The organism is Bacillus haynesii, assembly GCF_001969855.1.
In the GTDB taxonomy this organism is placed as follows: domain Bacteria; phylum Bacillota; class Bacilli; order Bacillales; family Bacillaceae; genus Bacillus; species Bacillus haynesii.
Window position 1 is genome coordinate 364,370 of the sequence record NZ_MRBL01000007.1, and the last position, 12,728, is coordinate 377,097.

General features: G+C 44.1%; 13 protein-coding genes, 1 pseudogene and 1 riboswitch. Of the genes and pseudogenes, 5 read left to right on the forward strand and 9 right to left on the reverse strand.

Going from position 1 to position 12,728, the window contains the following annotated elements; translation table 11 throughout:
• Window positions 1-23: 23 nt before the first annotated feature.
• The 3 genes from motB to clpE form a co-directional block, all read right to left on the reverse strand.
• The gene (gene motB, locus BTA31_RS08740) at window positions 24-803 is read right to left on the reverse strand and encodes a flagellar motor protein MotB (RefSeq protein WP_043927393.1); all 780 of its coding nucleotides are present in this window, start codon (window positions 801-803) and stop codon (window positions 24-26) included.
• Window positions 796-1,599: a flagellar motor stator protein MotA gene (gene motA, locus BTA31_RS08745; protein ID WP_043927394.1), complete on the reverse strand. Its 804-nt coding sequence runs from the start codon at window positions 1,597-1,599 to the stop codon at window positions 796-798. The genes motB and motA overlap by 8 nt, the downstream gene beginning before the upstream one ends.
• A gap of 200 nt (window positions 1,600-1,799) precedes the next feature.
• Entirely contained in the window at window positions 1,800-3,896 is a 2,097-nt protein-coding gene (gene clpE, locus BTA31_RS08750) for an ATP-dependent protease ATP-binding subunit ClpE (protein WP_076790876.1), read from the reverse strand.
• Window positions 3,897-4,116: 220 nt separating this feature from the next.
• Between clpE and BTA31_RS08755 the strand changes: the two genes are divergently transcribed.
• The 5 genes from BTA31_RS08755 to queF all read left to right on the forward strand — a co-directional run bounded on the left by BTA31_RS08755 (window position 4,117) and on the right by queF (window position 7,761).
• Window positions 4,117-5,151 (forward strand): YkvI family membrane protein, encoded by a 1,035-nt coding sequence (locus tag BTA31_RS08755; protein ID WP_076790879.1) that lies wholly within the window; start codon window positions 4,117-4,119, stop codon window positions 5,149-5,151.
• Between the two features lie 81 nt (window positions 5,152-5,232).
• Window positions 5,233-5,277: riboswitch (PreQ1 riboswitch) on the forward strand.
• A 138-nt stretch (window positions 5,278-5,415) separates the two neighbouring features.
• The gene (queC, locus tag BTA31_RS08760; RefSeq protein WP_043927469.1) at window positions 5,416-6,075 is read left to right on the forward strand and encodes a 7-cyano-7-deazaguanine synthase QueC; all 660 of its coding nucleotides are present in this window, start codon (window positions 5,416-5,418) and stop codon (window positions 6,073-6,075) included.
• Window positions 6,076-6,077: 2 nt separating this feature from the next.
• Window positions 6,078-6,518 (forward strand): 6-carboxytetrahydropterin synthase QueD, encoded by a 441-nt coding sequence (gene queD, locus BTA31_RS08765; RefSeq protein WP_043927398.1) that lies wholly within the window; start codon window positions 6,078-6,080, stop codon window positions 6,516-6,518.
• On the forward strand, window positions 6,511-7,242 hold the full coding sequence (gene queE, locus BTA31_RS08770; RefSeq protein ID WP_076790881.1) for a 7-carboxy-7-deazaguanine synthase QueE: 732 nt from the start codon (window positions 6,511-6,513) through the stop codon (window positions 7,240-7,242). The genes queD and queE overlap by 8 nt, the downstream gene beginning before the upstream one ends.
• 21 nt (window positions 7,243-7,263) lie before the next feature.
• Window positions 7,264-7,761, forward strand: coding sequence for a preQ(1) synthase (queF, locus tag BTA31_RS08775; protein ID WP_043927401.1), 498 nt, complete (start codon window positions 7,264-7,266; stop codon window positions 7,759-7,761).
• 600 nt (window positions 7,762-8,361) lie between these two features.
• Here the strand turns inward: queF and BTA31_RS08785 are convergent.
• The 6 genes and pseudogenes from BTA31_RS08785 to BTA31_RS08805 form a co-directional block, all read right to left on the reverse strand.
• Window positions 8,362-8,931: a hypothetical protein gene (locus BTA31_RS08785; protein ID WP_094777416.1), complete on the reverse strand. Its 570-nt coding sequence runs from the start codon at window positions 8,929-8,931 to the stop codon at window positions 8,362-8,364.
• A 179-nt stretch (window positions 8,932-9,110) separates the two neighbouring features.
• Window positions 9,111-9,283: pseudogene (locus tag BTA31_RS22540) on the reverse strand (DUF8096 family protein).
• Between the two features lie 347 nt (window positions 9,284-9,630).
• Complete coding sequence (locus BTA31_RS08790) at window positions 9,631-10,140, reverse strand: DinB family protein (protein WP_076790884.1); 510 nt, start codon at window positions 10,138-10,140, stop codon at window positions 9,631-9,633.
• Window positions 10,141-10,569: 429 nt separating this feature from the next.
• Entirely contained in the window at window positions 10,570-11,367 is a 798-nt protein-coding gene (locus BTA31_RS08795; RefSeq protein WP_076790886.1) for a DUF817 domain-containing protein, read from the reverse strand.
• Window positions 11,368-11,496: 129 nt separating this feature from the next.
• Complete coding sequence (locus BTA31_RS08800; RefSeq protein WP_003181209.1) at window positions 11,497-11,718, reverse strand: helix-turn-helix domain-containing protein; 222 nt, start codon at window positions 11,716-11,718, stop codon at window positions 11,497-11,499.
• A gap of 10 nt (window positions 11,719-11,728) precedes the next feature.
• Complete coding sequence (locus tag BTA31_RS08805) at window positions 11,729-12,211, reverse strand: DUF2975 domain-containing protein (RefSeq protein ID WP_076790888.1); 483 nt, start codon at window positions 12,209-12,211, stop codon at window positions 11,729-11,731.
• Between the last annotated feature and the right edge of the window lie 517 nt (window positions 12,212-12,728).

Below are 12,728 nucleotides of genomic sequence, written 5' to 3' on the forward strand. Positions count from 1 at the left end.
GGAAGCTGCCAAAAGGCAGCTTCCTATTCTTTTTTATTCAGATTTTCCTGGCCGATCGGCAGGATGAGGATTTCAACACGTCTGTTTTTTCTTCTTCCTTCTTCGGTGTCATTTGAAGCGATCGGTTTAAATTCCCCGTAGCCTTTCGCGCTGAATATCTTGGCGTCAAGCTTTGGATTTTCGATTAAAAGCCCCATGAAATTGACAGCCCGCATCACGCTTAAATGCCAATTGGATTTAAATTGAGAATTTCGAATCGGCACATTGTCCGTATGCCCGCTGATTACGATATTGCGGGGCGGGTTCAATACGAGAAGGTCGGATACTTCCTTGGCGAGCGGAATGTCCTGCTGGCGGATCTCCGCTTTTCCGGAATCGAAAAAGATATTATCCTCGATGGAAAGGAGGAGGCCCTCGTCTGTCAGCTTCGTATTGACCTGTTTTTGAAGCTTTTTCTCTTTAATAAACCGGTTGACCTGCTCCTGAATTTTTTCCAGCGACTGCTTGTCTTTTTCTTTTTGATCTTGAGAGAGATCTTTTGCTTGGTCAGGGCTTTTTCCATCTTCGGTTGTGCTCGTTTTCGGCTCGGTGAAGCTGGAATAATCCATCATTCCTGTTCCCCCGGTAAATACGGCATTGAATGATTTTGACAGCATATCGAACTTCTTGGCGTCGATCGAGCTCATCGCAAACAGTACGATGAACAGGGCCAAAAGCAGTGTCAGCAGGTCGGCATATGGGATGAGCCAAGACTCATCCACGTGTTCTTCATGGTCTTTTTTGTGCTTCTTTTTTCTAGCCATTGCTGCTTTCTCCTTTGTCTCCTTCTGGGATGACGATGCTGGAGCGTTCGCTTGGAGAGACGTACATCAAAAGCTTTTGTTCAATGACTTTTGGCGCCTGGCCTTCCAAGATCGAAAGGATGCCTTCAATCATGACTTCGCGGACTTTGACTTCCTGTTTGGATTTCCGCTTTAATTTATTGGCAAAAGGATGCCATAGTACATATCCGGTGAAGATCCCGAGAAGGGTGGCGACAAACGCGGCGCTGATCGCGTGTCCAAGCGCTTCAGTGTCGCTCATATCCGCAAGTGCGGCGATCAGTCCGACAACAGCGCCCAAAACGCCGAGTGTCGGCGCATATGTGCCCGCCTGGGTAAAAATACCCGCTCCGACTTGATGTCTTTCTTCCATTGCTTCAACTTCTTCAGTTAAAACGTCCCTGATAAACTCGGCACTTTGGCCGTCTACCGCCATGCTCATGCCGTTTTTCAAAAATTCATCATCGATCTCATTCAAATTTGCTTCCAAAGCGAGAAGTCCTTCGCGTCTTGCGATTTGTGCCCACTCGGAAAACATCGGGATCAGTTCGTTGATTTCGATCATCTTCTTCTCTTTGAACAAGATGCCGAAGAGTTTGGGAACCTTTTTTATCTCGCGGATTGGAAAAGCGATCACAACTGCTGCGATTGTCCCGACAAGGATGATCAGCCATGCCGCGGGATTGACGAGAACGGAAGGGCTGACACCTTTCATGACCATGCCGACACCTACTCCGATGATAGCTAAGATGATTCCAATTAACGATGTTTTGTCCATTTTTTCACCAATTCCTTTAACTAACTTTTCTATCGTTAATATCGGTGTTGCGTGATAGGAACTTTAGGGTGTTTCTTAAATTGTTGCAAAATCATGGTGAAAAGGGACTTTAGGGTTATTTAATGTTAAAAAATAGAATTTTTGTGATTCTTACGTTGTATGTAAAGCGGCCTCCGATTGCGGAGGCCGTTGTGTTTGTGTTATGCGGTGGTTTTCACCAGGATTTCATCGTTTTCAACGATAACCGCAAAACCTTTGATGTGATCTTCTTCAAGCAGCAGATCGGTCATTTGATCCTCGACTGCTGTTTGAATGGTTCTTCTTAATGGGCGGGCGCCAAAGGCCGGATGGTATCCGATTTCAGCGATTTTTTCTTTTGCTTCATCTGAAACCTCAAGCGTCATGTTTTGTTCTTTTAACGTTTCTTCAAGCTCTTGCAGCAAGAGGTCGACGATCTTGACAAGATCTTCTTTTTCGAGCGGCTGGAATTCGATGATGCTGTCAAATCTGTTCAGGAATTCCGGCTTAAAGTAGCCGCTTAGGGAATCGATCATTGATTGTTCGCCCATTACTTGTTCTTCTCGGTTAAAACCGACGGTTGTCCGCTTGTCAGATACTCCGGCATTGCTTGTCATAATGATGACTGTATCTTTGAAGCTGACCGTCCGCCCCTGGCTGTCTGTCAGACGTCCGTCTTCCATGATTTGCAGGAACATGTGCTGGACATCAGGATGGGCTTTTTCGATTTCATCGAGCAAAACGATGCTGTACGGGTTCCTCCGGACTTTTTCGGTGAGCTGTCCGGCTTCTTCGTGGCCGACATATCCAGGAGGTGAGCCGATCAGCTTCGATACGGCGTGTTTTTCCATGTATTCGCTCATATCGAGGCGGATGATGGCATCCTTCGTGCCGAACAGTTCTTCCGCAAGCCTTTTAGAAAGTTCTGTTTTACCGACGCCGGTCGGGCCGACGAACAGGAATGAACCGACAGGCCTGTTTTTGGATTTTAGTCCGGCGCGGCTTCTTCTGACGGCTTTTGCCACTTTTTTCACCGCTTCATTTTGACCGATCACGCGGCTGGAAAGGTTTGCTTCAAGCTCTTTCATTTTTTTCTGATCATCGTGCTGAAGCTTGCCGACCGGAATGCCGGTTTTTTGTTCGATGATTGCTTGAATGTCTTCAGCTTCAACAGTTGCCCGTTTTTCTTCCGCATGGTTTTCCATTTTTTTGTGCAGCGCTTCTTCTTCGTCGCGGAGCTTTGCTGCAAGCTCGTAGTTTTCTTCCTGCAGCGCTTTGGCTTTTTCCGCTTCGATTTCTTTGAGGCGTTGGGAAGCTTGTTCACCGCTGACCGTGTCGATTTTCAAGTTCGCTTTTGAACCGGCTTCATCCAAAAGGTCGATCGCCTTATCGGGAAGATGACGGTCCTGAATATAGCGGCTTGACAGAACAACACAGGCTTTGATCGCTTCATCTGTGTAAGTCACATCGTGATATGCTTCGTATTTTTCTTTAAGCCCGTTTAAAATCGCGGCGGCCTGCTCAATTGTCGGTTCGTGCACCATGATCGGCTGGAAGCGGCGCTCTAACGCTGCATCCTTTTCAATTTGGCGATATTCTTTCAACGTCGTAGCGCCGATGACTTGCAGCTCGCCTCTGGCAAGCGCAGGTTTTAAAATGTTGCCCGCGTCCATGGAACCTTCTGCAGAGCCGGCCCCGACAAGAAGGTGAATTTCGTCAATAAACAAGATCGCGTTTTTGCGTTCTTTCAGCTCTTTCATCAGCTGTTTCATTCTTTCTTCAAACTGTCCTCTGATGCCGGTGTTTGCCACGAGGGAAGTGACATCAAGCAGGTAGAGCTCTTTGTTTTTCAATTTATTTGGAACATCACCTTCGGCGATTTTGAGAGCAAGTCCTTCAGCGACGGCTGTTTTACCGACGCCCGGTTCACCGATTAAGACCGGATTGTTTTTATTTCTGCGGTTTAAGATCTCGATCACACGGGCCACTTCATCATCGCGGCCGATCACCGGATCGATCAAGCCGGTCTTTGCGGCATTTGTTAAATTGACGGCAAGTTCATCGAGCAAACCTTTTTTAGCAGCGGTTTGCGTCTGCGCTTGTGATGGCTGGCTGAAGAAAGAACCTCCGCCGCCAAAAAAGTGATTTCCTGAAAACATAGAAGGCTGAGTCAGTTCTTTATAGCAGTCTTCACATAAATCCATCTGTTTTTTTGTAAAGTTGATTTGCATGTTTAGGCGAATCGTCGCCTCATTTTTTTGACAATGTTGACAACGCATTTGCCAAAACCCCCTTTATTGAATTTGACCTTTTTTGACCAATCGACTTTGAAAAAATGGTCTGCAGTTTGACCATTTCTGACTATTAGTATACATTGACCTTCTTTGACTTTCAAGTTCTATGATTTTTCCTTTTTGTTCCTGAATGAGAAGTTGTCCTTCTTTTTAAAGGACATGGCTCATATGGTGTAGAAAGGGAATTCGTTTACGGAGGAGTCGTATGAGTCAATCACATGGATCAGCCTTTCAGCTGGCATTTGTTTATGTAGGAACGGTCGTCGGAGCCGGATTTGCAACTGGAAGAGAAATCGTCGAGTTTTTTTTAAGATTCGGCTGGCCGGGATTGGCCGGAATTTTGATCAGCGGACTGATGTTTACGTTTCTCGGTGCAAAAATGATGCTGATTGCGGTCAGAATCAATGCCAAATCTTATCAGGAGCTGAATAAATATTTATTCGGCCATACGCTTGGGAAATTTGTCAATGTCTTCATGCTCGTCGTTTTGCTCGGGGTGACGTCTGTCATGCTGTCCGGAGCGGGGGCGATATTTGAGGAACAGCTCGGCTTTTCAAACCAAGCGGGGATGATTGCGACGATTGCCTTGAGTCTGTTTGTCATGATGAAGGGCGTCAAAGGGATATTCGGCGTCAATGTCATTGTCGTTCCGCTGCTGCTCCTGTTCACAGTCATCGTCCTGTTTGATTCGTTTGTTTTCAGAGGGCCGGAGATACACAATTTGGCGGCGTTTTCGGCAAACCCCGATTGGATTCTATCCGCTGTTTCGTACGGCGCTTTTAATTTGTCGCTCGCACAGGCTGTTCTCGTGCCGATCGCTTCTGAACTGAAATCTGAACGGCTGATTATAAAAGGGGCATTAATCGGAGGGTGTCTGCTTACCCTTGTGTTGATCGCGAGCTTTCTGTCTCTTTCAACATTGCCTGATGTCCTTTTATACGAAGTCCCGATGGCACAGGTTGTATTCATTGTCCAGCATTCTGTCCATATCATCTATCTGTTTATCATTTTCGGGGAAGTCTTCACATCAGTCATCGGCAATTTATACGGTCTTGAAAAGCAGATTAATGAATATATTCATATGAAAAGCCTGTATATATTCATGTTCATCCTGCTGACAATCTACTTGACGGGACAAATCGGCTACGGAAAGCTGATATCGACCATTTATCCTTTGTTCGGCCAGCTGAGCCTCGTCTTTATTTTCTTTCTGATCGTCAAAAGGGTGCCAGAGCGTTGAATGGCAGGCATTGCACTTGGCGAAACGTGCGATTTGTGATAAGATGGCGAAGGAAAATTGAAACAAAATCCGCTTGAAACTGCGGGAGAGGTTCTAGCAAAACCCTCTATAAAAAACTAAGGAAAGCTGTATCCTTGGGGTATGGCCTTTTTTATTGTTTTTTTGCTAGAGCACCTTTCTCACAGAGAAAGGTGTTTTTTCATTTAGATATCTTTGAATCTCTTCTTTTATGAAATGCTGACGAAAAGCGGAGAAGGAGGAATTATGAAACAGGAAAAAGCGATCGTCGTATTCAGCGGCGGTCAGGACAGTACGACTTGCCTTTTGTGGGCGCTTCGGCAATTTCAGGAGGTGGAGGCGGTCACCTTTCAATATAATCAGCGGCACAAGCAGGAAATCGAAGTCGCGAAAAAGATCGCTGAAAAGCTTGGCGTCAAGCATCACCTTCTTGATATGGAACTGTTAAATCAGCTTGCGCCGAATGCTTTGACAAGGGATGATATCGAGATTGAGGCGAAAGAAGGCGAGCTTCCGTCCACTTTTGTTCCGGGACGCAACCTTGTGTTTTTATCGTTTGCTTCGATCCTGGCCTACCAGGTCGGCGCGCGGCACATCATAACCGGCGTATGCGAGACGGATTTCAGCGGCTATCCGGATTGCCGGGATGAGTTCGTCAAATCCTGCAATGTCACTGTCAACTTGGCGATGGAGCGCCCGTTTGTCATCCACACGCCGCTGATGTGGCTGAACAAGGCGGAAACGTGGGAGCTCGCCGATGAGCTTGATGCGCTTGATTTCGTAAAAAACGAGACGCTGACGTGCTACAACGGAATCATTGCCGACGGCTGCGGCGAATGTCCGGCCTGCAAACTTCGGGCGAACGGCTACAATGAATATATGAAAATGAAAAAGGAGCGAGCTTAACAGTGCTTACACAAATTTATCCGCAACCAAGCCATCCTTACTCTTTTGAATTAAATAAAGATATGCAGATGTCAGCCGCGCATTTTATTCCGAGAGAGGATGCAGGCGCATGCAGCAGAGTGCACGGTCATACGTATACAATCAATATCACGATTGCCGGGGATGAGTTGAATGAATCAGGCTTCCTTGTCAACTTCAGCACCATTAAAAAATTGATTCACGGTGAATACGATCATACGCTTTTAAATGATCATCAGGAATTTTCGGGTGAAAGCGCGGATCGGATTCCTTCGACAGAAGTGGTGGCGAAAACGATTTACGATAAAGTAGACGCTTATTTGAAAGATCTCAAAAACCGTCCGCATTGCGTCCAGGTGTTTGTCAGGGAAACGCCGACAAGCTATGTCGTGTACCGTCCGAAACCGGGTGTTCAGCATGGCTAAGCCGATTCCCGTACTTGAAATTTTCGGTCCGACGGTTCAGGGAGAGGGGATGGTCATCGGGCAAAAGACGATGTTTGTCAGAACAGCCGGCTGTGACTATTCGTGCAGCTGGTGCGATTCAGCTTTTACCTGGGACGGTTCGGCGAAAAAAGACATCAAATGGATGACCGCGGAAGAAGTATACGAATCTCTTAAAGACATCGGCGAAAACGCCTTCTCGCACGTTACGATTTCAGGAGGCAACCCGGCGCTTTTAAAACAGCTGGACAGACTGATTTCGCTTCTGAAAGAAAACGGTATACGGACAGCGCTTGAGACGCAAGGGACGTTTTATCAAGACTGGTTTACCGGAATCGATGATTTAACAATTTCGCCAAAGCCGCCGAGCTCCAATATGAAAACCGATTTTAACAAGCTTGATCATATTGTTGAAAAGCTGAAAGAACACGGCCGGGCGGCAGCGGCAAGTTTGAAGGTCGTCATTTTTACGGCGGATGACCTTCAATTTGCAAAACAAGTTCACCAGCGTTATCCCGATATCCCGTTTTTTCTCCAGGTCGGAAATGATGACGTTCATACAGAAGACCAAGAGCGGCTCGTCGAACGGCTGCTTCAAAAATATGAACAGCTGGTAGAAGCGGTCACGCGCGACCCTGAATTAAACCGAGTCCGCGTTCTCCCGCAGCTCCACACCCTGATCTGGGGAAACAAACGGGGCGTTTGATTTAAGAAAGGAAGATGAATGATGACGACAAGAAAAGATTCAGAACTCGAAGGCGTAACCCTTCTTGGAAATCAAGGCACCAAGTATTTGTTTGACTATTCTCCGGAAGTGCTTGAGTCTTTCCCGAATAAACACGAAAACAGGGACTACTTCGTGAAATTCAACTGCCCTGAATTCACATCGCTGTGCCCGAAAACCGGACAGCCCGATTTTGCCACGATCTATATCAGCTACATCCCTGATAAAAAAATGGTAGAAAGCAAGTCTTTGAAACTGTATCTCTTCAGTTTTCGAAACCACGGCGATTTTCACGAAGACTGCATGAACATCATCATGAACGATTTAATTGAGCTGATGGACCCGCGCTACATCGAAGTCTGGGGCAAATTTACGCCGAGAGGCGGAATCTCAATCGACCCGTACACCAACTACGGCAAACCCGGCACAAAGTATGAAAAAATGGCCGAATATCGGATGATGAATCATGATCTGTATCCGGAGACGATTGATAATCGGTGACGGAGGGTGCGAGATGAAGCGAAGGTTTGTGATCGATGTGTGACCGGTCACAGTAAAATCCGAACATTAAACGTCAATTATAGGCGGGAATGTGACCCCGACTGTGACCCGAAGTGGCCGGAGTGTGACCCGTAATTATAGTAAAATAGAGTCGATAATGAACGTAAGTGTGACCGCAGTGACCTCGTCTTTTTAGGCGGGGGTATTTTTTTAGAAGTTGCATGATCACTTTATTACGGCGTGGGCATAGTATGACACGTAATTGATATTGTGAAAAAGATGTAACTCGTATTCGCCTCGTAACCGTCTTCGTTCGCTAGTTCGACTCGAACTACGTAACCTTTATCGTTCGTATAAACGAAAAAGGGCGCCGTAATTGGCGCCCTTTCTTTTATTTTATGCTGATTTTCCTTTTCTGAGGACTTTGTCTAAAATAAATGAGAAGATCGCTAACAGTAAGGACATCACCACCATATCAATAATAGTCATACCAGTATCTTTTTTAATAACAAAAAACAAAATCAACTGCAGTACCAAAGTGATTATAAAGAATGACCCGTATTTAGCCATATTCATGTGATAACATCCCCTTTGTTCTCTTTATTTTCCGATGCAACGCACACTAAACCATGCAAGACTTCCGGCTAATCCAAGGACGCCGCCGCGAATTGCATTTTTTCCGACAATCTTGATTATTTCAGTCGCGGCTTTTTTCCAAAGTTTCTTTTTAAGCATCTTTTCCAAGCCGCCGCCAATAAATCCCAAGCCGGTAAAATCAATGATTTTTTCTTTAAGACATCCCCACCATGAAGCCGTATGAAATTGACTGGAATTTGCTGTGGGATCGGGGACGCCTTTTAAATCCTCCGCTGTTAGCTCCTCTCCATTAACAAGTTTAGCAAATGCTTCCACTGTAGCAACGGACGATTGACCGAATTTTTCCGCGACCATATCCTTATTGATGACGAACTTTCCGTCAACGACTGAGGAGGCTTCCCCAAAAATGAACGCTAAGTCCTCGGCTATTTGTTGCGCTTCCATTTCTTCCTCAATTGTCAACGTATCTAGTTGAATTTGTGAGTCTGTCTTGGCTTGCGCTTCGGAAGAAAAAGGCGCTAAACATGTACCGAACATACAAGCAACGGTCGTTGTTATGATGAGTTTTTTCATCTTCACATCTCCCTTTCATTTGTTTGAATATGTAGTTGATAGATTAATTGTACCAATATAAGGAAAAGGTTTTCATGAGGCTTACATAATGTTATAAAATAGGGAAAAGTTAGTGTGATGTGAATGGGATGATGTCTTGTAAATAAAAAAGACACCGGAAAACCAGCATCTTAGAGATTTTATATGCTTTTTTTCATACCGCACTGACGGCACTCACGTAGGAAAACGCCGTCCTTCACCGAAATTTAACCAGCGTATTGTCGCAGTTATCGCAGCGCCCGTAGTGGACGTCCGGATACTCTTTATAGTCGTAAACAATCGTCGTATCGTAGCCTTTTGTTTCGTAAACCATTCGGCCTCAACCTCCGACTATTAGAATGCGACAATAGTGCGTTCAATTCACCGCCATTCATGGAACGAAGGAATCCGCATTAATCCGTTTTTAGTCTTGACCCGGTGTTTGAATCGGCACCCAATCGCCTCAATATAAACGTACTTCTCCGTTTCTTCGACGTCTTTTCTCTCAGCGTGTAGCTTCCGCCGCGCATTGTCTTCCTTGCCTAATCCCGCAGCATGGCCGCGCACGCCCTCGACTTAAAGTAAGGATGATCTATTTTCAGGCCGTTCAGCATATCTTTTGGTTCATACAGTGGCCTGAACGTAACAGATACGCTGTCTGAGTGATAACTCATGAATCTATTATTGATGTATAGAAAATTCTTTTTCAGGCAGTCCTAAAATGTCTGTATTATTAGGAATATAACCAAGCAACCGTAGCATTGCTACAATTTGCCCCTTATGATGAAACTCATGCGTAACAGAATGGATTAGTAATTGGTGTGGTGTTTTTTTTACGGCGCCACTGCCCACTTTCCAAGAAGGCTCTTTTTCGATAAAATCATCAAATTTATCAGTGAATTGTTCAAATACAGTATCTACATATATGTTAGCCTGTTGAAAATAACGTTGAATATCTTCGATCTGCATATTATTGATTGCTTCCTTTGGTAATAGTGGTGAAGTTGTTTTTGAAAGCACAAAAGAACCCAGCCAAGCATGATAACAACCAGCCACATGAACGAAAGAATCTCTTATACTTTGAAAACCAAATCCAAACTCTTTTGTAAAATCATTTTTATTCAATTCTTTACACTGGTCTAGTAAGATCTGTCTTGTTTGTTTCACCCACTCATATTCGTGTTTGTCCATCACTATCCCACCCCGTAGAAATAATAAATACCAGAATATTCTTCTAATTATACACAAATGGGTACCATCATCAAATGCTTAATTTAATCAAACTTTAATATAAATGAACAATCTTTTCAGGCAAATCAAAAGGCGCTGATTGCAGCGTCTCTATTTTGAGGGGTAAAAAGGTACATGATAATGAAACATAAAAGTGCGACCAATAAATGAAGAAATTGAAGAATTTAAAACTGTGAAAATACATACGGAAAATCATTGAAGAAAAATGACGGTATATACGACCCGACAAACAATAAGATAATGAGCCATAGTGTTGATGCAGTTATGAAAAAAGAGTGAGAGACAAAGAGTGCGAATACTAAAAAATAGACGCCGACTAAGGCGTCTTTATTTATTCATAATGCCTGCAATAGCTTCCACAGTTCCTTATTACCCTTTAAAATATTGACCAGTATCCACTCTAGTGGAATCTTTCCCCTTAACCAGTTTTAACGTGGCTACGATTAGAAAGCTGACAATCACTAATAAGAGCCATGAACTCACCTTCCCTACATGAACGAGACTCCACGCACTGGTTTGGTTTGGATATGTCCAGGCTCCAAAAAACGTTGCGATATTTTCGGCTATCCATATAAAAAATCCGATGAGCACAAAAGAAAGTGCGAGCGGCATACGGTAACGAATGCCATTAACCTCGTATATGACCCATGATTTCCAAAAGACAATCATCACAAGTCCAGATAACCAAAAGCGGACGTCAATCCAAAAATGATGGAGGAAAAAATTCAAATAAATTGCAGCGGCAAGAGGTACAACAACGAAAAACGGCGGCCACTTAACCAGTTCAACCTTAAGCCTTCTCCACGCCTGGCAAAGATAACTGGCTACACTTGCGTACATAAAGCCGCTATACAACGGCACTCCAAAGATTTTGGAATAACCTTCCTCGGGATAAGACCAGGAGCCCATTTGCACCTTGAAAAGTTCAAGAGCAAGTCCAATAATGTGGAACAAGGTGATCACTTTTAATTCATCCCGTGTTTCAAGCCCGGAACGCACCATCCACCACTGCATGAGAACACAGATGATGAGCAGCCAGTCATACCGCGGCAGGAAGGGAAGAGGGATGATTTGTGTAATAGCCAAAGAGGCAAAAATAACGACAGGAAATAAACATGACAGGGACTGCTCCCATCCAAAACGAACGAGTTGTTTTAGTGCTCTCATGATGTGTGCCTCCGAAGTTTTTTTCTGCATATATGCAAGGCCGGCTTAGTATAGCAGCTGAACAGACTTACGGGTATGCGCATAGGATCACCGCCGAATAACTGGTTTCTTTCCATATTAAATACTTTTTTAATCCTGGGTGTCTTCATCACTTCGGTATTCCAAAATATCTCCGGGCTGACATTCTAAAGCCTTACAAATTGCCTCTAAAGTTGATAAGCGAATGGCCTTCGCCTTTCCGTTTTTCAATATAGAAAGATTCGCCATTGTGATTCCAACCTTTTCTGAAAGTTCTGTTACGCTCATTTTCCTTTTAGCCAGCATCACGTCAATATTGATGATAATTGCCATTGTTTTCACCTCAGACTGTTAAATCATTTTCTGATTTTATATCGATCGCTTCTTGCAATAGCCTTTGGAGAACAGCGGCAAAGACTGCGATAACCATTGAAGCAAAAATAAGGACCAATCCGATGAGTATGATACCTGGAGCGTCGTCCATATCCGCGATGAGATAGAAGAGTGGCATGCCTGCTGCAAATAAAATACTGATGGTGATTGCACAGTATTTTATATTCTTTAAAGCCCGTACAGATAATTCCGAGAAAGCTTTATTCCGGTCAATATAGCTTAAAAGCTTAAAGGCTTGATACAGAGCAAAGTAAAAAGGTATCGCCGCTGCATACAAATCGATATAAACGAGATATTTCAGATAAGAAATATCTGGATACAATTCGGCTGTAAAATTCGCTATTCCCGGCACAAAAAAGATGCACAAAGCAAGAACCGGGATTCCAATAAGAATAACAGCGATCTTTAAAAAGAGTGTTGATCCTCGTTTCATAAAAAGCACCTCACTTATTTTTGTCGATTTGAATTTAACACATTATTTATCGTTTTACAATAAAAAAATATTGAAATGGATGATTTTATTATTGTTATGGAATGATCCTTTTGATTTTTAGACAAGATGGGGTTACTTGCGGAAACAAAGCCGGCACGTCTGCGGAGTACACACACATCTTACAGGGCTTTACGGCTTCCGCCGAACGAAACGATCAAACTCAAAGCGGCTTGAGAACGATAACTTGTAAGCGCATGTTCGAGATAAGTCAAAAATCACGACCGAATCACGCAGGGCCTCGGCAAAACCATTCCGCCTATTTGCAAATAAAAGCCTTAAATATGTTAAATACGTACTGAATCCTACAGGTCGTCGAGGAGTTATTATTTGAGGTGCAGCAGAAGACGCTGACGCATGATCGACATCTATTTAGTGTGGTGAAAACAGAGCAGAGAATGTTGTTAGATTTAAATAAAAATAAGACGCCAATTAGGCGTCTCAGCTTGTCGACAAAGCC